The sequence below is a fragment of the Sporosarcina sp. P7 genome, from assembly GCF_002743425.1.
In the GTDB taxonomy this organism is placed as follows: domain Bacteria; phylum Bacillota; class Bacilli; order Bacillales_A; family Planococcaceae; genus Sporosarcina.
Map to the genome: position 1 here is coordinate 98467 of NZ_PDZF01000008.1, position 22092 is coordinate 120558.

Sequence of the window (22092 nt, forward strand, 5' to 3'; positions counted from 1 at the left end):
AGTAATGGACCGGATGAACAAACGAGAGTGTTGACAGATTATATCGGCCAGAAAAATTTATTTAAAATAGCCGGAATTCATGAACCACTTAGGAAATCATTGACACTCAAAAAGTTCTTCAAAAGCAAACGAAATCAGCAAGTTGTCATTTCATCATCCGGGGAGATTGACAGCTGTTTGGAAACAGAAGGTAAAGTCGCAGCAATCGGCAGAGATTTTATTATGCTAACGAATCTACAGAAACGAATTTGGATCCCCTACACGTATATTGAAACAGCAAATATCCCCTTTGGTTTTCCCTCTTATTCGAATACGTATCAGCATCATTTATATGATAATGAATTGCAAAAAAAGCTTACACTCCGATTTGGTGAGACCGTCAACAAAAGGGAAGCACTCGTCCAACAATTTTTCGAGGAGTCTTTTCGGACCAACCTTCTTTCATGGAAAGGAACAAGAGTGGAAGTCGTCTTACACGAAGAAACGGTCAGCGGAAAAATCGTGAATACGACAAAGAGCGATTTGGAGCTCATGAGCTTTGGCGTAGTGCGCAAAATTCCTTTAGATAAGATTCGCTTTGCATCTACTCTTTCCCTATTTTCATTTTTGAAAAAAGAGATGTGGACGCTGATCCGATCATTAGATAAAAAGGTAAAAGGAGGAATGGACAATGAAAAATAAAAAATGTATTCAATCCCGGGATTTCTCGGGTTTATTAAATACAGAAGTACTCATTATCACTCACGCGATGCAGCTAAATCTATTAGGTCAAGTATTCAGACCGGTTTTTTGCGGTACTGTTTCGGAAGTGGGGGCAGGGCATCTTACCTTAACGCCTGTTACTGTCAAAATGGTGAATGCCCCTTTTTATAAGTTTCCGACACCGATCAGTATCCCCCTGGAGAACATTGTTTCATTCTCGACAGAAGTGCCTTGTGATTTAGTCTTTCCGTTAACTTAAAAAGGAGATGGATACATGACACAACCAACTGAATGTCAGCCGATTAATATAATTCGTAAAGAAGGGATTAGTACTCACTTTAGTCAGAACATAAGCCAGAAAGTTTTAATTCTGACTGAAGCGTTTCCGTTTATGTTTATAGGAGAAATTATTAGTGTGGTAGATGATTTTGTGGAAATAAAAGTTCAAATAACGTCTATCCCTGCATTGGAAGGAAAAACATGGTTTGTGCATATCGACTCAATTGAAGTCTTCTATATCGAAACAGAAACAGGAATTAAAATCCCTGAATTAAAAGAGTAGAAAATGAGGTGAAGTGAGTGAAGAGACGCTACCATGTAGTAGCCATCCCCATACGGATTGTCTTGAACACGTTTGGTGACCACAATCCGAATGGCATGATGTATGTGCTCAAGGAAAATGAAGAAAAAGTGAAGCGGCTCGTAAAGAAAAATCCTTTCATGCCTGTTGATCTCGTTCAGCCGCTCTTTATCCGGGCGAATGAAGGAGATACCGTGGAAATTCTCTTTGAAAACAAACTTCCTTTCCATGCGGGTATGCATTTTCAGGAAGCAGAATACGATGTTTGCCAATCGGACGGAGCGAATGTTGGCTTCAATAAAGATACAACTATAGCTCCATGTGAAAAAATTCTATATAAGCTGCACTTAATGAAAGAAGGGAACTATTTCTTTTCCGATCTTGGAAATGTCTCGAGTGATCAGAATGGTTCCAACTCAAATGGCCTGGTAGGAGGCTTATGTGTACAAAGCCGTTTCTCTTGGTGGACTGATCCAGAAACAGGCAAGCCGATGAACAGTGGCCAATATGCAGATGTCCATCATCCTTTACTACCTTCCTTCCGAGAGTATGTGTGGATGTTTACAGATGAAATGGAAGTGAATGATTTAACAGGTAACAGGCCAATTAATCATTTCTCCAATCAAGAGGAAGAGTCATTCCACGGCGCTAATTACCGTTATGAACCGGAAAATAGACGTGAACAATTAGTTGCGGAAGGGGTTGTCTGTCCGAACTGCGAAGGTGAGGAAGTACACCATGATTCATGGGTATTCGGTGACCCGTCCACGCCGATTTTGCGAGGTTATGTCGGTGACCCTGCAAAAATACGGCTTTTCCATGGCGGAGTAAAGGAAACACATGTATTCCATTATCACGTTAACCAATGGTTCAGCGATCCAAGTGATTTGGCGTCAGAAATTTTGGATGCGCAAGCCATTAGTCCACAAGGCCATTATACAATCCAGCCTCTTTACGGTCTTGGCAGCTTGCAAGGTTCTTTCGGTGATGCAGTTATCCACTGTCATCTATATCCGCATTTCGTCGCGGGGATGTGGGGGATGAACCGAGTCTTCAATACTCTTCAAGATGGCAGTCAGTGCTATCCAAACGGGGTTCCAATCAAGTCACTTAAGCCTCTTCCCGACAGACCGGCACCGCCTAAACCAACCAAAATGAAACCTGGTTTCCCGAATTTCATTCCAGGAAAAGTCGGTATGAAAGCACCTCGTCCACCAATGGGGATTGTCGGAGGTAGAGGGCTGACTGAACTGGAGAAGAACGCAGCAATCGCAAATCCCCGACCGGGTGCTGTTTTTACAGATCCGTGTCCTGAAGGGGCACCTGTGAAGGAGTTCAATATCTCTTTGATTGAGATTCCTCTTATGTATAACCGTGAAGGTTGGCATGATCCGACTGGACGGATTTACGTGCTAGATGAAGATCTGGACGATATTTGCTCGGGTAAAAAAGCACCCGAACCGCTCGTTATCCATGCATCGAGTCATACGCGCTATCAAATTAATTTCACCAACCGATTGCCGCATATCTTGGATGGCGATGCCTTCCAACTCGTTACGCGAACTTACGAAGCCGGTATGCATATCCATTTTGTAAAGTTTGATGTGCTTGTAAATGATGGTGCGAATGTCGGTTGGAATTATGATTCTTCCGTTTTATCAGGTGAAACAATTCAATACTCTTATTATGCAGATACAGAGCTAAAAGCATGGTTCTTCCATGACCATTTATTCCCTGGTTCCCATCAGCAACATGGCGTCTTTGGAACAGGGGTCGTGCATCCGCGTTTTTCTAATTATCTGGATTCATCGACTGGCGAAGAATCATATCAAGGAACAGAAATCACTTGTATCAACCCACTGATTCCCGATTACAGAGACTTTGCGATATTTGCACAAGACTTCACACACTTATTCAATAAAGACGGTAAACCATTAGCACCTCCGCCATTCCCAGGTTCTGCCGATGATCCAGGACTGTTTGGAGTGAACTATAAAAATGAACCATTGCAATTTCGCTTAGGCAAAGACTGCGATCCGGCTTATACTTTCAGCTCATATGTAAAAGGAGATCCAATCACCCCGATTTTTAAAGCCTACAAGGGAGATTCGATACGGATTCGACTACTGCAAGGGGCACAGGAAGAATCTCATAGCTTTAATGTGCATGGTTTACGTTGGTTGCATGAGCGTGGAGATCTATATTCCCGATTGGAAAACCAGCAGCATATAGGCATATCCGAATCATTCACATTGGAGACCCATGTGCCACGATCGGGTGATTATTTATGGACATTTGAAACCGAAGAGGATTTATGGAATGGTCTATGGGGTCTGATTCGCGCGTTCGATGAAAAAGTTCCTGAACTAATCAAACTGCCAGATCGGCCCGAACCGGAAGAGCGTTCAAAACCTGTGCCGGAATGTACAGGTAACAAACCGCCATCAGCAGCAGATCCAACTGTAGATATAGTGGAAGGGCCCCTGCGAAAATATGATGTCGTAGCTTTTCAAACTTCGATTAAGTATAACTCGTTCGGTGATCATGATCCGAATGGCATTATTTTTGCATTGCGTGAGAATATGGAAGCGATACGGGAAGGTAAAATGGAACCGGTACCTCTCATTTTACGTGGCAACGTTGGGGATACAGTCGATGTTACGTTAACTAGCTATCTGAAATCAGAGCTGTTCCCGTTCAAAGACGGAATCTTTCCATATCCGATTGTGAAGGAGCAAGCATTTTATCCGCCATCTCTACGTATTTCCCTTCATGCCCAATTACTTGATTATGATGTGAAGACATCTGCCGGAGAGACGGTAGGATTTAATGGAGATCAAACTGTTGGTCCGGGTGAATCTAGAACCTATCGTTGGTATGTCGATTCCGCTGTTGGTGCGTGTGGCATGTGGGATATGGCAGATATTCGCAATCACCGTTCGCAAGGCGCGTTCGGAGCGTTTATTGCTGAGCCTAGGGGAACGGAATATTTGGATCCATATACATTGCAGCCAGTGTCAACAGGAGCGAATGTAATCCTGCGGAATCCGTACTTACCAGATACAAGGGAGTTCGTAATTGTGATGCATGACGGTGTAAGGCTGCTAGATAAAAATAACCAAGTCATTTTTGATCCTGTGGACGGTATTTTGCTTGCTCCGCCTGAGATAGACGGAGATTTGCTCGATACGTATGATCAAGGATCACGCGGCTTTAACTACCGAAGCGAACGGTTGATTAATCGTTATCGGCAGCATGCAAAAATTCATGATGTATTTAGCTCAAACGTTTTTGGTGATCCTTCTACTCCTGTATTCGAAAGCTATGTGGGAGATCCAGTCACTATTCGATTAGTTACACCTGCTGAAAGACGAAGAGCTCATACATTCCACCTCCACGGTCACCGTTGGAAATTTGATTCGAAAAATATTCATTCACGGACAGAATCCTATGTCGGATTTAACGTTGCAGGCGCTAAGAGAAATCTACAGCTTCTTGGCGGTGCAGGAGCTTATAGAGGATTCTGCGGTGATTTCATGTATCGGTCAGGCAACATTCGCTGGGATATCGAGCAAGGAATGTGGGGGATCATGAGAGTATTTGAAGAGCTTAAAAAGCATCTTCCAAAACTAGATCAATAGTTTGGTAAAGAACGGGAGGTGTGAAAATGGGAAACAAGAGAATACAGAAAAAACAGAAGAAAAAGAAAATGCAAAAGTCTGACTTCTTCATACCTAAAAAATGCTGTCCTAGACGGGCAGGAAGTCCAGAATTGCCATCTCCAGAAAGCTGTCTTCCTCTTGAAAAACGTGAGGAAGTAGACGAGAAAATTGCAGAAACCAATCGGTTATTACTGGATTTAGCACTTGACGATAACCGGTCCATTCAAGAAACGTTTCAACGGGCTTTTGACGGGCTGATTGGTCTAGAAGTAGAAATAATAAATCCTTTAAATGAAACCATTTCCGGAGTAGTGATGAGGGCGGCATATGATTTCATCCTACTAAGCCGAGAAGATTATAAAATCATCGTACCATACGAGCAGATTGAATCGGTCAAATCCTCGGGCTACTATTCTGAACAATTGCCAAAGGCCAATTTAAAGAATATCGACCCACATTTACGTAGGAAGCTAACATTTCAGTTTGGAAAAGTCGTTGCCTCTTCTCCAGAACTTATTCAGCTATTCTTCAAAATTCCATTAGCGGTCTATTTGCTGTTGTTTGAAGGGCAGACGATAAAAGTTAGGGTAGGTACATTACTGATCGAAGGTGTACTTGTGAATTTGAATAAAGAGTCGATTGTATTGAAGTTGGCTAATGAAACAAGGATCATTTCAATCCGAAATATTGGTCATATCCTAATTAGTAAATAAACAATCAGTCCCTGTAAACTCGGGGACTGGTTGTTTGATTTTTTATATTACTTGGTAGGGTTTTTAGAAGGGCAACCCCCTAGTGTCTTTACAGATGAAATTTTGTCGATTGGAAATAGCAATGTTTCCCCGATAGGATGTCCTCTTTTCATTCCTTTTAACTCATCAGTACGATTAGAGTCTGTAGGCAAATCTTCCACTTTCCCATTTACAAATATCTCGACAAAATTGGAGCCAACAAAAACGATAGTACCCTTAACGATTTCATCATTGTTTAACTGGAACTCTGCTTCACAACAAACCATTTGGCGCAAACGAAAGTTAAGACCGTTTTGCAGACCGCCTAAACGAATCATAAAGCACGGACAGCATAAGTCTTTTCTACAACGGGTGCAGTATTTTTTACAGTGATTCTGACAGTAATTCTTCTTATCCCATTTACAATTAACTGGCTTTCTCAAAGCATTCACCTCCCACTGTTCTTTGTAGGATATGAATATCTGGCACTTGTGAGATAATGTAACAACCTAAGAAAGTTATAGAGTCTAGGGATTCATTTTTAAAAATAAATAGTGAATGTATTTCAATCAACTATCCAGACACTTACTTTTTCATAATATTTATATGACGTAGTGTACAAACGAAGAGGCGAGTTCGCATGTTATACATAACGAAATGACGTTGGGAAAATTAAAAAGCACTCTTCGAATCATGTAGATTCAAAGAGTGCTCCTTTACATAGTATTAGTTATCTAAACTCTTGATGAATTGTAAGACCTCGTCCGCGGTAGACAGGGAAAGAATATGATCTATTTGACTTTCCAAAGCGGTCTTAGACAGGTTCTGAATTTGTGAACGTGCACGAAGGATTGAAGATGCACTCATGGAAAATTCATCTAATCCCATCCCGAGCAATATAGGAATTGCCGTTTCGTCACGTGCCATTTCTCCACACATGCCTACTGCTTTACCTTCTTTATGAGCCGCGTCAATAATCAATTTAATAAAGCGCAAAATTGACGGATTATATGGTTGGTAAAGGTAAGATACGTTTTCATTCATCCGATCAGCGGCCATCGTATACTGAATTAAATCATTTGAACCAATTGAGAAGAAATCTACTTCCTTGGCAAAGACATCAGCCAATATAGCCACAGCCGGCGTTTCAACCATAATACCGAGTTGAATCGTTTCGTTTACCTCGACTTTATCACTGATGAGTTGTTGTTTGACGTCTAAGAATATTTCTTTTGCTTGTCTGAATTCATCAATCGTTGTGATCATGGGAAACATGATCCGCAAGTTTCCATGTATACTAGCACGCAATAACGCCCGTAACTGTGTTCTGAACATCTCTTCATTATCGAGACATAGGCGAATTGCTCGTAAACCTAAGAATGGATTGGCTTCATGCGGTATTTGTAAATAAGATAATTCTTTATCTCCACCAATGTCCAGAGTTCGAACAACGGTAGCGCTTCCGTTCATTTGTTTTAACACACTTTTATAAGCTTCGAACTGTTCATCTTCGGTCGGAAATTGTTCTTTTTCCATGTAAAGAAACTCCGTGCGAAATAAACCAATTGTTTCCCCGCCATTTTTTAAGACACTTTCAACATCGTCAGGAGTTCCAATATTTCCTGCTAATTCAACGCGATGACCATCAAGCGTGATAGTAGGTTCATGCGCAAGCAATTGCCATTCTGCCTTTTGCTTAGCAAATGCTTGTTGCTTTTTTTGATAAGCGACTAAAGTTTCTGCGTGAGGGTTCACAATGATTTTCCCGGCTTCCCCGTCAACAATAATAATTTCGCCGTTTTGAATCGTAGCCATTGCCATTTTACTTCCGACAACGGCCGGAATCTCCAATGTTCTCGCTAAAATTGCAGAGTGAGAAGTAGGCCCCCCAATATCCGTCACAAATCCTTTAATGAGTTCAGGGTTCAGTTGAACAGTATGAGAAGGCGTCAAGTCTTCCGCAATGATAACGACCTCTTGTGTAATATCTTCGGGTGTTTGAATGCTTACGCCAAGCAAATGGGAAAGGATTCGTTTCGTCACATCCCGAATATCAGCGGCACGTTCTCTCATATATGGATCGTCCATCGCTTCGAAAATGGACACGTATAAGTTTGCCGCTTCTTGTACCGCATATTCGGCGTTCACGTGTTGCGTTTGAATCATATCTGTAATAGCAGCGTGTAATTCTGGATCGTCGAGAACAAGTAAATGTGCACTGAAAATAGCTGCTTCCTGATCACTGAACTTTTCCTGTGTCTGTTTCTGAATAGTCGTCAATTCTGATCGGGAATGGGAAAGTGCGATTTGCAGACGATCTATCTCTGCTGACACGTCTGAAATGGATTCCTTCAGTACAGTCAACTCAGCATTTTCTAGACGAAAGGCCTTGGCGATAGAAATACCATTGGAGGCTGCGATGCCCTGAAGGATTTTTTCCATTAGTCTTCTGCGCCTTCAGAACGTAATAATTCCTCCAACTTATTCATTGCTTCTTTTTCATCATCACCATCTGCAATTAACGTAATGGTAGATCCTGCAGCGACACCAAGTGACATCACACCAAGAATTGATTTTAGATTTACCTTCTTTTCTTTATATTCAAGTGAAAGTTCTGATTTGAAAGGAGTAGCGGCAGCGACCAATTGGGCAGCTGGACGTGCGTGAAGCCCTTCACCATTGCGAAATACGAATTGTTTTTTTATCATTACGATAACCTCCTATGAATTGTTTTGAATGTTTTTGACTGCTTATGAATGATTATGATAGATTTTATTGAAAAATTCAAGTAATATGTTGTTATTGATAGAAAAGGTGGGTTGCGCATGCTGACAAATGAACGATATGAATTAATCTTAAAAAAATTGGCTACTTATAAAACGGTGAAGATTACGGAATTAGTAGAGGCAACCGGCGCATCTGAATCTACCATTCGAAGAGATTTAACTGAACTCGAAACGCTCAATAAACTTCAACGTATTCATGGTGGGGCCACAATGCCAGATCGAGATATGCAAGAGCTAAGCATTTCAGCCAAGTCGGAAAAATATTTCTCAGAAAAAGTAAAAGTCGCATCCTTGGCAGCTAGTATCGTCAAAGAAGGGGATTTCATTTATCTTGATGCGGGGACAACTACGTTTCACATGATACCTTTTCTAAAAGATCGTAATATAACGGTGGTAACAAATGGGCTGACACATGTGGAATCACTAACTGAGTATGGCATTTCCACTTATTTAATTGGAGGCCATGTCAAAGCTACGACAGGTGCGCTCGTTGGGCAACAAGCTAGGAACTCGTTGAAACAATATCATTTCAATAAATGTTTTTTGGGTACGAATGGGGTTGATCCTGTTCACGGATATTCGACGCCAGATCCTGATGAGGTCACTGTGAAAAGTTTGGCAGCAGAGCAATCAAGAACTACTTATATAGTGGCGGATCATTCCAAAGTGAATAGAAACAGTTTCATTAAATTTTTATCTATAGAAGAAGCAGTGTTGCTTATTGACGAAATACCACAAGATATTCTAAATGAACTGGAAGAGAAAACATTAGTAAAGGTGGTTCAGAAATGATTTTCACATGTACATTCATGCCGACAGTAGACTATACTGCTTACTTATCTAATTTTGAGCGTGGAGAACTGAATCGTACAAATGAAGTGTATTACTATCCCGGTGGAAAAGGCATTAACGTATCACGGGTAGTTCACAGACTGGGTGTAGATACGGTAGCATGCGGTTTCATTGGAGGCTTCACAGGCGACTATATTGAGGAATTTTTACAAAAAGAAGGTATAAGAACTGATTTTATTCGCACAGCAGATATTACCCGAATCAATGTGAAAATTAAATCCACCGATGAAACGGAGCTAAATGGGCCTGGACCAAGTTTACATGAAAAAAATATTCAAGATCTTCTTGAGCGTATTGGACGATTAACTGATAATGACTGGTTAGTGATTGCAGGAAGAATTCCAGAATCTCTACCTTCGTCATTCTTATCTGAACTTGCCGCACTTTGTGAAAAAAATAAAGTCAAGCTTGTAGTGGATACATCAGGACCTGCTTTGAAACAGATCATGGAAGTAACTAAGCCATTCTTGATCAAGCCGAATGAACAGGAACTTGGGGAATTGGTTGGTAAGCCCATTCATAGTAAACAGGAAGCAGTTGGTTATGCCAAAAAACTAGTAAGTGAAGGTGTTCAACATGTGGTGATATCGATGGGTAAAGAAGGAGCGCTCTATGTATCAGCTAACGAAACATTGGCAGCCGCTGCACCAAAAGGTAAGCTCGTCAATTCGGTAGGTGCGGGAGATTCACTAGTATCAGGTTTTATCGCATCCTACTCCAAAGAAGGACATGCGGGAAACGCTTTTAGATATGGAGTTGCGAGCGGAAGTGCCACCGCTTTCCAGTCCGATTTATGTGAAAAGGAAGACGTTGAGTCGTTATTGAGTCAAGTGATCATTACGAAACTATAGGAAGAGGTGCTATTCTATGAAAATCACACAGTTATTGACAGAGGATACAATCAACCTTCATTTACAATCTGAATCGAAGGAAACGGTTTTATCCGAACTGATTCAGCAGTTACATGACGCAGGGAAATTACGTGACAAAGACCAGTTCACGAAGGATATTATGCATCGCGAAAGTCAGAGCACAACGGGTATTGGTGAAGGAATCGCTATTCCACACGCGAAGTCAGCTGCTGTTCAGACGCCTGCTATCGCATTTGGCCGTTCTTTAGAAGGTGTGGACTTTGATTCGCTCGATAGCCAACCGGCACATTTGTTTTTCATGATTGCAGCGAGTGAAGGGGCGAACGACGACCATTTAGATGCACTGTCTAGATTAGCGACATTTTTGATGGATACTTCATTTCGCGATAAAATCTTGTCTGCACAAACAGCAGCGGACGTATTGCAAGCGGTTAATGATAAAGAGTCGGAGTTAGATGAAGAGGTAACAGAAGAAGTACAAACCAAGCAAGAAGAGAAATCAGCGGTACGTTTGCTAGCGGTTACGGCTTGTCCGACTGGAATTGCGCATACGTATATGGCTGCCGAAAAATTGAATGAAAGGGCAAAAGAACGTGGTCTTTCATTAAAGGTAGAAACAAACGGTTCATCGGGTGTGAAGAATAGATTAACGGATGCAGAAATAGCAGAAGCGGATGCCATTATTGTGGCAGCAGATACGAAAGTGGAGATGGCACGATTCGCTGGAAAACATGTGATCCAGACGAAAGTTGGAGATGCTATCTATGAAACGGATACATTACTGGACAGGGCGATTGAAAAAGATGCACCGATTTATCAGTTAGAAAAAGGTCAGGAAGACACATCATCGAGTGATAAGAAAAGTGGATTTTATAAGCATTTGATGAACGGTGTATCAAATATGCTTCCGTTCGTCGTTGGTGGAGGAATTTTGATAGCGCTCTCTTTCTTCTGGGGAATCGAATCTTCTAATCCAGACAGTCCAGAATACAATGCCTTTGCTGCTATGCTTAATACTATTGGTGGCGGAAAAGCATTCTTCCTAATGGTCCCTGTATTGGCTGGCTTCATAGCCTCAAGCATAGCCGATCGTCCTGGTTTTGCTCCCGGTATGATTGGGGGTCTGATTGCCATCACCGTTTCAGGCGTAGATGGAGTAGGCGGTGGTTCAGGATTTTTAGGTGGTCTTATTGCAGGGTTTTTAGCAGGGTATATTACTTTACTCGTTAAGAAACTATTTGCTCGTTTACCTAATTCACTAGAGGGATTAAAACCCGTGCTATTTTATCCCGTTTTTAGTATTGCGGCGACAGGATTAATTATGTTGCTTATCAATCCACAATTGGCCAAGCTATACACAGGATTCTCCGCTTTCCTTGAAGGCATGGGCGGTACGAATCAAATTTTGGTAGGGTTAGTCATCGGAGGAATGATGGCTGTCGATATGGGAGGTCCGGTCAATAAAGCGGCATACACATTTGGTATTGCCATGCTTGACGCACAGAACTTCCAATTTATCGCTGCAGTAATGGCTGGCGGAATGGTGCCACCGCTTGGTATGGCGATCGCGACTACATTATTTAAAAATCGCTATACAAAGACTGAGCGTGAAGCAGGGAAAACGGCGTATGTGCTCGGGGCATGCTTCATAACGGAAGGTGTCATTCCGTTTGCCGCTGCTGATCCATTGCGAGTTATTCCGGCTTCGGTAGTTGGGGCTGCGACTGCAGGTGCATTAACGATGGCATTTGATATCGCTTTACGTGCACCTCACGGAGGAATCTTTGTCATGGGACTCGTTGAAGGTGGAATCAGTAAGATTCTACTGTATGCATCCGCAATAATTATTGGTTCGGTCATTACAGGCCTAATTGCCGGCTTGTTACGAAAGAAGCCTGTTTGATATCAAATGATATAACTAGTAACGGCTGGCCGCGCTATGTCATTAGTTGACATAGCGTGGCCAGCTTTTTACTCTTTATATCCAATCTTACCGCAACATGGTAAACTATGTAAGATGCATATATTTGTATGGGTCGGGGAAATTTTACAATATAAAGTATGAAGGAATTTTTAACTATGTGGGAACGTTGAGGACAAAACACTATCGAAAAGGGGAATAGCTACATGGGATTGTTTGATGGACTCTTAGGGAATGCTTCTGTCGTAAACAATGAAGAAGTGGAGAAAGAACTGGAATTGATCCTGGCGGAAGGTGAAGAAGTGGAAGCTGCGTTTAAGATAGTGCGCGATTTAATTGTATTTACGAAAACGCGATTAATACTAGTTGATAAGCAAGGAATCACAGGAAAGAAAGTGGAATACCATTCGGTGCCATTTAAAAGCATCTCCCATTATAGTGTAGAAACTGCGGGTACATTTGATATGGATGCAGAATTGAAAATCTGGATATCAAGCTCACTGACTCCACATATTGAAAAGCAGTTTAGAAAAGATAAAGCTATTTATGATATTCAAAAAATATTAGCAACGGTTTGTGTTTAAACTACATTACACTTAATGAAGCGGTACTTTCTGTAATAGAAAGTGCCACTTCATCCTTACTTCATTTTTGGTGATGTAACGTTTTCATACGCAATAAGTGTCACACCTAATTTATCTTCCAAGCGATTCAGCGCATGTAAATCATCGGTGCTCAATTCCGCAAGCGTCGCATCTTTATTTGTCATCTACATACCTTCCTTTCCTAGTTTACATCTATAGTGGCTAAATCGTTTCAACCTATACATACGAGAAATTAGGAGGCCATGACATGTACGATCCAACCGTATTTGAAAACTTAAAAGTTGCATTTGAGAATCATCTGTATGACTTGGACAACTTGGAACAAGCAGTCCATATTTTACATCGTAGTGATCAATTGGATTTAGCGATGATGGCTAGGGAGTGTACCATTCGTTTTTCAAAAGTAGGCTTTCCGACTGTCCTCGTCGATCTTACGTTACATTCCTCACTCAAGGATTTGGCGGATGAAATACTTGAAATTAAAGGCACGGATCCAGGCTGCCTGCTTACATTGCTCGTCCGAACATGTATTCAAGATGTAGATAAAGAATGTGAAGAGATTGCGTGTATTCTTCGTACCGTATGGGAAAACGATGTCAGTTACACACAAACGCTCAGCTTCCGCCATGAACAAACAGAGCCAGGGTTCATGAACCGGATCAACATTCATTTCAAACCAAAATTAACTGAAGAACATATGGGTGAAATCGACGCATTCCTAAAAAGTGTACTGGACATGATGGAGCAAATTGGTGAGGTGTCAAAACGTTAGAAAAAGCGCTTCATTTTATTTTTTAAATCGATTTCCAGTGTTCACATAAATCAATGCAAAGCCGAGTACTGCCACAAAAAGTGATAGCCCCACTATGAAATATATATCATTCTTCAGCAGTTCACTAACTGCGAACAAACCGACACAAAAACTTAAAGAGAACATAATCTTCGCCATGAATTTGCATAACGCACGTTCATTGATCTGCATCTTTTTCTCCATGGGCATCGTATTGTAGCCCGAAAGCAGTGATGCACCTTTCCCTTGCCAAAGTGCGATACCGTACACAATAAATGCAAGTAGAATGACGATATCCAGTAGCAAGCCGACCATAATCATCCCTCGTTTCATAAAAAATAGAGTGAACTCTGTAACGAGTTCACTCTATTCTACCTGATTAACCGGTAGCCTGACGAGTCTTTCTAGTCATCGATAACGAGATAGCCGCACAAATGAATGCGATGATGACAAGTATACCGCCGACAGCGGGCATATTCGTCACAGTGTCCGTCTGGCTATACACGATGCCACCGACACCAGAACCAAGCGCGATTCCGACTTGCAAGGCCGAGTTATTGAAACTCTGGTGCACATCGGATGTGACCGGATCACTTTGAATAATGTAATCCTGTTGTGCTGGTGCCAACGCCCAGCTCAATCCGCCCCAAACCATCATGAAGATGATGAATAGTGGAATCGAGAATGTAGAGTAAGGCAGGATGAATAAACTAATCGCAAATGCACCAAGAATGAGTAAAATACTTTTCTTGGAACCAAGACGGGTTGCCAGTCCGCCGCCAAATGCTCCACCTGCTACAGCCGCTAGTCCAAATAAGAAGTAGAATACACTAATCCAATATGGACTCAATTGCATCGTGGTCTCTAGGAACGGTGTAAAATATGCATACACGGTGTAATGACCTGCGAGCATGAACATCGTTGCCATATGAGCAAAGAAAATCTTTTTATTCGCCAATGCTTTAATTTGAACGGAAAGCGGCTGTACTTCGCCAGTAGGAATCTTCTCTAGAAACTTGGAAATCAATACAATTGAACCGACTGTCAAAAGTGAAATGCCTAGGAATACAGTTCGCCATCCAAAAGCATTTGTTATAACAATCCCAATCGGTACACCGAGCACAAGTGAAGAACTGATTCCCATATAAATATAGCCAAGTGACTTTGCTCGGACTCTAGGCTCCACCATACGTGCTGTAATCGTTAGCGACAGCACAATGACGAGTGCCGCACTTGCAGCTGTCAAAACACGGGCTGCCATCATTAAACCGAATGTTGGACTAAAATATGTCAGAATGTTTCCTAATAAAAATACAAAAAGCGTGAGTAAATATAATTTCTTGCGCTCTACTTTCGCGGTTAGTGATAATAACACAGGTCCTGCTACCGCGTACACGAGAGCGAATACTGTAATTAGTTGTCCGGCTGTTGCAATTGAAACATTTAAATCATCAGCAATGACGGGCAAAATCCCACCGACCACCAATTCTACTAGCCCAACAGTAATAGCGGACACGGCCAATAATAAAACACGTAAATCCAAAACAATTCCTCCTACTAGTGTCTCTACACAGTTTTTTGAATAGAAAAATCCCGATTACAAAAATGATTTTGTAATCAGGATTTAACGGTTCCTGGTAGAGACCCTCGAACCATATTATCGAGGTTATACATGTTGATTCCGTAATGAAATTTTCTATTGTTCAATTTATCATGGAATGTGAGATATGGCAAGTTGGACAGTTAGTAATCTAAAGTAAAAGGTACATTCATTCTGCTCAATAGGATGGTTGCAATGGTCTCAAGTTGTAAAAATGATTATAATCAAGTATACTTTTCCCGATAAACTTGTCCGAATTATTACAGTGATAAAGGATGGATATACATGACATTTGAAGAAATATTGCCACGTTTGAAAGCTGGAGAGAAAGTAATCCGTAGCAACTGGGGTGGAGCAGAGTTATATGTGAAACTAGTAGGAGAGAGCGAACAGGACGGCAAGAAGTTAAATCCTTATTTCGTGATTGACGTAACGGGTGAAGGATACACCATGTTCACACCAACTGTCTGTGACTTACTTGCAGAGGACTGGGTAATCGTAGAATAATACAATGAATCGAAGCTCATGAGCCATCATGGGCTTTTTTCTTTAGGAGGATATTATGAAATTTGAAGAATATATAGGGAAGACGGTTCTAGTGACTGGTGCAGCTTCAGGTATTGGACAAGCACAAGCTAGAGCATTTTTGGAAAACGGAGCAAATGTTTTTGCGTTTGATATAAACGAAGGAGGTCTGTCGGAATTACAACAAGAGTATCCATCGCAGTTTGCCTATACGATAGGCAGTGTCAGTGTAAAGAATGACGTAGCACACGCGGTGAAGGAAGCATGTAAAGTATTTGATAAAATAGACATTTTATTAAACACAGCTGGTGTACTGGACGGTTTTGCGAAAACTTTGGATACTGATGAAGCATTATGGGATAAAATCATGGATACGAATGTTAAAGGTACCTATTTTATGACGAATGAAATATTGCCACATATGATCGCGCGCAAGTCAGGTATCATTGTCAATATGGCATCCATTGCAGGTCTTGTAGCCGGTGGTGGCGGGGCAGCCTATACGGCATCAAAACATGCCATTATCGGTTATACAAAGCAATTGGACATGGATTACTGCCGTGAGGGAATTCGTGCGAACGCGATTGCACCGGGCGCAATTCAGACGCCGATGAACCAAGCGGATTTCGCAGGAGACGGTAAAATGGCAAAGTGGGTAGCAGAAGAAACACCTGCGGGGCGCTGGGCACAGCCGAGTGAGGTCGCGAGCTTAACCTTATACTTAGCTAGTTCAGCGGCTGATTATATTCATGGGACGGTTGTTCCGATTGATGGAGGATGGACAGCAAAATAAAGCTTTTGTATTATAGGGAACTCTGTTATAATACCGAAGCAAGCAAATTCTGTTTGCACTACGACACTTTTGATCGAGCGATAGGCTCTTTCTTCCTTTGGTCGTAGTTATTACTGGAATAGCAACTTAGCTGTTTCATAAAGGAGAAAATAAAATGAGTATGTCTTATGTAAAAGATTCACCTAAGAGTAAGAGTACGGTGAATGAACTGACCAAAACAGCTCTTGTCGCAGCCTTGTATGTGGCGGTGACATTTGTGTTTGCGGTTATCAGTTTTGGCGCAATCCAACTGCGTTTGTCAGAGATGTTCAATTATCTGGCTTTGTATAATAAACGATACGTGATCGGTGTCACGCTAGGTGTCATGTTCGCAAACTTTATGTCACCCACATGGATATTGGATGTACCGATTGGCTCTATGGCTACGTTAGTCGCATTATTAATATGTCGTGCGCTGACAAAGAAAATTAAAAATGACATCGTCAAAATGGTGATCACTGCTATTGTGTTTGCATTGTCTATGTGCGCAATTGCTGCTCAATTGACAATTTTGCTTGGTTTCCCATTCTGGGCTACATGGCTGACAGCGGGAATCGGTGAGTTATTATCTATGACAATTGGCGGAGTTATTATATATACATTGAATAAAAAAATAGATTTGTCCAAATAAAAGAGAGCATATTCGCAGATTTTGTGAATATGCTCTCTTTCTATCTTACTCAAAATATGCTTAGTATAACTACCTTTTTCTAATGCCACAATCGTTAGTTGTGTGACTCCTACTTGTCCTGCAAGTGTTCCTTGTGTTATATCCATTCGTGCACGCAATTCTTTTACTCAATTTTTAATCACGTAACTCATCACCTCGTCTAGTACAGATGTATAATAAACTTTACAAAATATCTAGTCGGCTATACATTCATTTAGATAAAAAACGCAGGTATACAAGTTGTATTCTGGATCCAGAACTATGTAAAAAAGGATGTCCCGAGAAGCAATTCCACTTCTTAAGACATCCTTTTCATATAATTATTTTGATGCTTTCCTATTCTGTTGTTGTGGATTTTTAATCAGAAGTGCCAATAGTAGACCAACAATAGATATACAACCTGAAACAAGGAAAGCCGTTCCGAGAGATCCTGAAATTTGTCGGAATGTATTATTCATTGCTGTACCATGAGAAATCAAATGATTCGGTAGCTGATTGAGACCTAGTGTAGTGGAAGGCATCATAATCATCGCAATGCCCAACATTCTTACGGTGTTCAATATAGCTAAATATGTAAGTGAAATTGCTTCGACAATTAATGAACTCAAAATATTTGCATGGAGCCAGTCACACTACGTTTAAAAACATGTAATGGGGACAATATGAAGGTAATACGACCATTTCTTAAGGGGGAAGGCCAACATGAAAAAAGCTGTATTTCTAGATCGAGATGGTGTGATTAATGAAGTGTTAACGAATCGAGTGAAATTTGTGAATGAACCTAGCCAATTATATTTTTTGCCGGGAGTAGCAGAGGCGATTAAACAATTGAATCAATGGTTTGATTATATATTCGTTGTAACGAATCAAGGCGGTGTCGGTCTTGGTTACATGAAAGAATCTACATTGAAATCCATTCATGATCATATGATAGCAGAGCTCGCAAAGGAAGGTGCGGTAGTTGACGAAGTCGCTTATTGTCCGCATAAGCCGAAGTCTGGTTGTGATTGCCGAAAGCCGCACAGTAAACTAATAGAAAATCTCGCTATGAAATATGACGTAAACTTGTCCGCCTCATATATGGTAGGCGATACAGATACAGACATTATTGCCGGAAAGAGAGCAGGTACTAAAACCGTCTTCCTAGGTACAACAGATCCACTAGCCGATGCAGTATATCCCGATCTGCTTCATGCGGTTCCTTGGATCATCGACGATATGGAAAAGTGAATGATAAAGGGGGGATACTTCATCACTAGTAGATCCCGCTTCACATGTTTATTCAGTCAATTGGTAGAGTGATGAATCCCAGTATAATCTACCCAATCACTTCAAGGTCCAACTGACTTCAATTGCACGAGCTCCTGATGCCGGTAGTAAATGCCCCAAAGATATAGACATTTGGGGCACTTCATTTTCTTGCATCACCGACTTCTTCACACATCAGCATAGATAAATTCTGCGTCAGCGTTCAAGCATTTGTTATGATCACTCTATTGAAAAGTGCTAGTGATAAAGTATTATAATATGCTATAATTGTTGGAAATGATAAAAAAGTGGTGCTAATTACTCTTGTTTTTGTACAAAGTAAATAATTGATTAGAACTACTTTAGAGACAATAGAATACATGTGTACTAGTGGACGGGGGCTGCGTATGAAGAGGTTAATAGTGATTGTGATGATTTTGATATTTTTACTCATTGTACCTGTAGGATTATGGTTTTTGAAAGACAATCAACCGATGAAAGTAGCCATTATAGATAAATCAGCAGTAGAAAATTTACATACAAAACATCTTGGGGTTAGTTGGGTATTGAATTATGCAAAAGTAAAGGCTTCGCATAACAAACCATTTGATCCAGCGCGTGACTATTATGGCGGATTCACAGTAGCACAAGGAAAGGGTATTTCTGAGTTAAATCCACTACCACAGGATTATATGGAAAAAGATATCATTTACTTGGCAAATACAGACAGTATCGATGAACGTACAGTAGATACGAAAGATCCTGTGCTTGCAGCCTACGAGGATGATCATGGCGGACTACAAGAAGTAGAATGGCAAAGAATATTGAAAAGACTTAATTCAAAAAAGCCTTCGTTGTTTATAGCGGAGTATAATTCGTTTTCTGCCCCCACTTCAGAAAAAGTACGTACACGTGTTGAAGATCGAATGGGATTAAAGTTTTCTGGTTGGAAAGGTCGTTATATAGAAGAACTTGATCCACAAAAAAATGCAGAGTTGCAAAGCATTCTTTCCGAGCAATCAGCAGAGTGGACATATAGTGGACCTGGTTTTCTGTTAATGAATGATACAACAGGTGAAGTTCTTGCATTGAAAAAAAATGAAGAATTCTCAAATGAAGGTATTCAGCTAACATTTACGGACATCGGCACGGAACGATTAAACTTCACGGGTTCGCATCGTTTTCATTCATGGTTCGATATCGTTACAGCGGAGCAAGGCCAATCATTAGCGGTGTATGATTGGAATCTTACCGCAAAAGGAAAAAAGCTGTTAGATGAAAAAGGAATCCCTACTCAATTCGATGCGGTTATTGGTCATGCATCAGGTGTTTCGGAGAGTATGTATTTTTCTGGAGATTTCAGTAGTGTGAAAAATGTCCCTTCTATATATCAAGTGAAAGGAATAGCGAAAGTTTATGCCACGCTTCAAAGATCTTCTGAGAAAACATTCTTCTGGTCAGCTTATGTACCCATGATGCAAGGAGCCCTAGCAAAGTTCGGTCAGGTAGAGGTAAAGGATGAGAAAGAATCGAAGCATGACGGTGTACAGATGACATCACGAATGAATGGTAAGTATTTGGAGGTTCTATCAGAAGGAAAATGGACTCCGATGATTGTGAAAGGTGTAAATATTGGAATGGGGAAACCGGGAGCATTTCCTGGAGAAGCTGCCATTACAGAAGAAGAATATTATAGATGGTTCGAAGCCATTGGCGAGATGAACGCCAATACTATACGCGTCTACACGCTTCATCCACCTGACTTTTATCACGCATTAAAAGCGTATAACGATGTACACGATACACCTATATATGTCATGCATGGTGTATGGATTAATGAAGAAAAACTGGAAGAGTCCTTGGATGCTTTTGAAAAAGAGAATTTGAAAGACTTCCAAAAAGAAATGATTCAACTTGTCGATGTCATTCACGGAAATGCGACTGTACCGCCATGTCCTGGTCATGCATCTGGTGTGTACGATGCGGATATTTCCCAATGGGTCACAGCATGGATGATTGGAATCGAATGGTATCCATTCATGGTAGAAAACACGAATAAATTACATCCTGATTTAGGAGAATATAGCGGAAAGTATTTTGAAACAAAAGGTGCTGCAGCATTCGAATATTGGCTGGCAGAACAAATGGATATCCTAGTCTCACATGAAGTGAGTAACTACGAGCAAATTCGACCGATGAGCTTCGTCAACTGGGTGACAACGGATTTGTTGACACATCCGTCTGATTCATCTAGTCAGGAAGATATGGTATCCGTTAATCCAAATCTACTCTACACGAAAGGCGAGATGGAGAAGGCGGGTCAATTTGCATCCTATCATGTATATCCATATTATCCGGATTTTTTGAATTACGAGAAAAAGTATCGTGAGTTTATTGATTTCAGAGGTCAGAAGAATAACTACGCTGCCTATTTAAAAGATTTACATGAAGCACATCGAATACCGATTCTGATTTCAGAATTTGGGATTCCTGCTTCGAGAGGAAAAGCACATGAAAATCCATTTGGCTGGAACCAAGGTTTTATATCAGAAGACCAGCAAGGCGAAACATTGACACATTTATATGAAGATATATTGCATGAGAATTTAATGGGTGGACTAGTATTTTCATGGCAAGATGAATGGTTTAAACGAACGTGGAACACAGCAGAATATGATAATCCAGACCGTCGTCCTTACTGGTCTAACACACAGACAAATGAACAAAAATTCGGTCTGCTCAGCTTTGATCCGTTGAAAATAAAATTGGCAGGATATGAAGAGGAATGGACAGGAGAACCGATGTACACGAACAAGCAAGGTACGCTTGAGAAAATGTATGTAGATCATGATGAAACCTTCTTGTACATTCGGATAGATTATGATGAATCCAAAATAGGTGCAACGGACGTCGTAAATATTCTCTTTGATACGATACCAGGGCGTGGAAATACACGCGCTAGTAGAATAGAGGGTATACAATTTACTAATGGACTAGAGTTCATTGCTAAAATTAACGGTTCCAAATCACGAATGTTGATTGATCCTCATTATGATCTGTTCCACCATGACTACGGTAAAGATGTAGGATATATTCCCAAAGAGGAAATGAAAGATCAAACGAATCAATTCATTCCTATGCAGTACGCGTTAAATAAAAAATATTTTGTTGCAAATGAAAAGCGCACGATTCCTTTCAGCTTTTATGAAACGGGAAAACTTCGGGAAGGAAATGGAGATCCCGACTCGACTGATTATGACTCATTAGCAGATTACCATATGCGTGATGGCATGCTGGAGTTACGTATTCCGTGGATGTTGTTACAAGCAAAAGATCCAAGTACAAAAGAGTTTATCGAGACTTTGTTGGCGGATGGTACCAAAACAAGCATTCACATTGAAGAACTATTTATTGGAGCGGTATTAACATCAGAAGATGGTAAAGTACTGGAGTCATTTCCTGCGCTACATGACATGAAGTTGGATTCAATGAAAAGTTATACATGGGATAATTGGCAAGTTCCCATGTATGAAGAACGATTGAAGAAGTCTTATTATTATTTGCAAGATGCATTTACAGCGAAGTGAATGTAGTTCCATATAATGAAAGAGCAGAAGTCTTTATGGAGACTTCTGTTTTTTCGTGTAAATGGGGTGGATTAGTAAAAGGATAGGGGTGTTTTACATGAATTAGTTCTTTTACTAACCCTACTCTAG

22 protein-coding genes and 1 riboswitch are annotated in these 22092 nt (G+C 40.8%); of the genes, 15 read left to right on the top strand and 7 right to left on the bottom strand.

Annotated features, from left to right (window positions below):
* The first annotated feature begins 27 nt into the window (after window positions 1-27).
* Genes CSV60_RS09610 through CSV60_RS09630 form a run of 5 tightly spaced genes read left to right on the top strand, consistent with a single transcriptional unit; the run spans window position 28 to window position 5657 of the window.
* The gene (locus CSV60_RS09610; RefSeq protein ID WP_233189593.1) at window positions 28-681 is read left to right on the top strand and encodes a hypothetical protein; all 654 of its coding nucleotides are present in this window, start codon (window positions 28-30) and stop codon (window positions 679-681) included.
* Window positions 671-961 (top strand): hypothetical protein, encoded by a 291-nt coding sequence (locus CSV60_RS09615; RefSeq protein ID WP_099636839.1) that lies wholly within the window; start codon window positions 671-673, stop codon window positions 959-961. The genes CSV60_RS09610 and CSV60_RS09615 overlap by 11 nt, the downstream gene beginning before the upstream one ends.
* Before the next feature lie 15 nt (window positions 962-976).
* On the top strand, window positions 977-1264 hold the full coding sequence (locus tag CSV60_RS09620; protein WP_099636840.1) for a hypothetical protein: 288 nt from the start codon (window positions 977-979) through the stop codon (window positions 1262-1264).
* Between the two features lie 17 nt (window positions 1265-1281).
* Window positions 1282-4923: a cupredoxin domain-containing protein gene (locus tag CSV60_RS09625; protein ID WP_099636841.1), complete on the top strand. Its 3642-nt coding sequence runs from the start codon at window positions 1282-1284 to the stop codon at window positions 4921-4923.
* 26 nt (window positions 4924-4949) lie between these two features.
* Complete coding sequence (locus CSV60_RS09630; protein ID WP_099636842.1) at window positions 4950-5657, top strand: hypothetical protein; 708 nt, start codon at window positions 4950-4952, stop codon at window positions 5655-5657.
* A gap of 47 nt (window positions 5658-5704) precedes the next feature.
* On the opposite strand, the gene CSV60_RS09635 is transcribed toward CSV60_RS09630, so the two are convergent.
* The 3 genes from CSV60_RS09635 to CSV60_RS09645 form a co-directional block, all read right to left on the bottom strand.
* Window positions 5705-6118, bottom strand: coding sequence for a hypothetical protein (locus CSV60_RS09635; RefSeq protein WP_099636843.1), 414 nt, complete (start codon window positions 6116-6118; stop codon window positions 5705-5707).
* Between the two features lie 283 nt (window positions 6119-6401).
* Entirely contained in the window at window positions 6402-8117 is a 1716-nt protein-coding gene (gene ptsP / locus CSV60_RS09640) for a phosphoenolpyruvate--protein phosphotransferase (protein ID WP_099636844.1), read from the bottom strand.
* Window positions 8117-8383 (bottom strand): HPr family phosphocarrier protein, encoded by a 267-nt coding sequence (locus CSV60_RS09645; protein ID WP_099636845.1) that lies wholly within the window; start codon window positions 8381-8383, stop codon window positions 8117-8119. The genes ptsP and CSV60_RS09645 overlap by 1 nt, the downstream gene beginning before the upstream one ends.
* A 117-nt stretch (window positions 8384-8500) precedes the next feature.
* On the opposite strand from CSV60_RS09645, the gene CSV60_RS09650 reads away from it, so the two are divergent.
* From CSV60_RS09650 to CSV60_RS09665, 4 genes are all read left to right on the top strand, one after another.
* Window positions 8501-9253 (top strand): DeoR/GlpR family DNA-binding transcription regulator, encoded by a 753-nt coding sequence (locus CSV60_RS09650; protein WP_099636846.1) that lies wholly within the window; start codon window positions 8501-8503, stop codon window positions 9251-9253.
* Window positions 9250-10164, top strand: a complete 915-nt coding sequence (gene pfkB, locus CSV60_RS09655; RefSeq protein WP_099636847.1) for a 1-phosphofructokinase — start codon at window positions 9250-9252, stop codon at window positions 10162-10164. Before CSV60_RS09650 ends, pfkB begins: the two co-directional genes overlap by 4 nt.
* A gap of 16 nt (window positions 10165-10180) precedes the next feature.
* Entirely contained in the window at window positions 10181-12088 is a 1908-nt protein-coding gene (locus CSV60_RS09660; RefSeq protein ID WP_099636848.1) for a PTS fructose transporter subunit IIABC, read from the top strand.
* A 224-nt stretch (window positions 12089-12312) separates the two neighbouring features.
* Window positions 12313-12690 carry a PH domain-containing protein gene (locus CSV60_RS09665; RefSeq protein WP_099636849.1) on the top strand — a complete coding sequence of 126 codons (378 nt, stop codon included), beginning with the start codon at window positions 12313-12315 and terminating at the stop codon, window positions 12688-12690.
* A 56-nt stretch (window positions 12691-12746) separates the two neighbouring features.
* On the opposite strand, the gene CSV60_RS16135 is transcribed toward CSV60_RS09665, so the two are convergent.
* A complete protein-coding gene (locus CSV60_RS16135; protein ID WP_255397318.1) occupies window positions 12747-12875 on the bottom strand; it encodes a hypothetical protein in 129 nt (42 codons plus the stop codon).
* A gap of 83 nt (window positions 12876-12958) precedes the next feature.
* Here CSV60_RS16135 and CSV60_RS09670 point away from each other — a divergent pair, with 83 nt between their 5' ends.
* Window positions 12959-13483 carry a hypothetical protein gene (locus CSV60_RS09670; RefSeq protein WP_233189594.1) on the top strand — a complete coding sequence of 175 codons (525 nt, stop codon included), beginning with the start codon at window positions 12959-12961 and terminating at the stop codon, window positions 13481-13483.
* Window positions 13484-13498: 15 nt separating this feature from the next.
* Here the strand turns inward: CSV60_RS09670 and CSV60_RS09675 are convergent, their stop codons facing one another.
* Window positions 13499-13816 (bottom strand): DUF3784 domain-containing protein, encoded by a 318-nt coding sequence (locus CSV60_RS09675; protein ID WP_233189595.1) that lies wholly within the window; start codon window positions 13814-13816, stop codon window positions 13499-13501.
* Window positions 13817-13880: 64 nt separating this feature from the next.
* Complete coding sequence (locus CSV60_RS09680; protein WP_099636852.1) at window positions 13881-15044, bottom strand: MFS transporter; 1164 nt, start codon at window positions 15042-15044, stop codon at window positions 13881-13883.
* A 51-nt stretch (window positions 15045-15095) separates the two neighbouring features.
* Window positions 15096-15195: riboswitch (purine riboswitch) on the bottom strand.
* Between the two features lie 191 nt (window positions 15196-15386).
* Here CSV60_RS09680 and CSV60_RS09685 point away from each other — a divergent pair.
* From CSV60_RS09685 to CSV60_RS09695, 3 genes are all read left to right on the top strand, one after another.
* Window positions 15387-15608 carry a DUF2829 domain-containing protein gene (locus CSV60_RS09685; RefSeq protein ID WP_029052786.1) on the top strand — a complete coding sequence of 74 codons (222 nt, stop codon included), beginning with the start codon at window positions 15387-15389 and terminating at the stop codon, window positions 15606-15608.
* A 55-nt stretch (window positions 15609-15663) separates the two neighbouring features.
* Window positions 15664-16419, top strand: coding sequence for a 3-oxoacyl-ACP reductase (locus tag CSV60_RS09690; protein WP_099636853.1), 756 nt, complete (start codon window positions 15664-15666; stop codon window positions 16417-16419).
* Between the two features lie 154 nt (window positions 16420-16573).
* Window positions 16574-17089: a QueT transporter family protein gene (locus CSV60_RS09695; protein WP_099636854.1), complete on the top strand. Its 516-nt coding sequence runs from the start codon at window positions 16574-16576 to the stop codon at window positions 17087-17089.
* A gap of 359 nt (window positions 17090-17448) precedes the next feature.
* Here the strand turns inward: CSV60_RS09695 and CSV60_RS09705 are convergent, their stop codons facing one another.
* Window positions 17449-17736 carry a hypothetical protein gene (locus CSV60_RS09705; protein ID WP_369823617.1) on the bottom strand — a complete coding sequence of 96 codons (288 nt, stop codon included), beginning with the start codon at window positions 17734-17736 and terminating at the stop codon, window positions 17449-17451.
* Window positions 17737-17830: 94 nt separating this feature from the next.
* On the opposite strand from CSV60_RS09705, the gene CSV60_RS09710 reads away from it, so the two are divergent.
* Entirely contained in the window at window positions 17831-18358 is a 528-nt protein-coding gene (locus CSV60_RS09710; protein ID WP_099636855.1) for a D-glycero-alpha-D-manno-heptose-1,7-bisphosphate 7-phosphatase, read from the top strand.
* Between the two features lie 425 nt (window positions 18359-18783).
* Window positions 18784-21963, top strand: coding sequence for a hypothetical protein (locus tag CSV60_RS09715; protein ID WP_099636856.1), 3180 nt, complete (start codon window positions 18784-18786; stop codon window positions 21961-21963).
* Window positions 21964-22092: the final 129 nt, after the last annotated feature.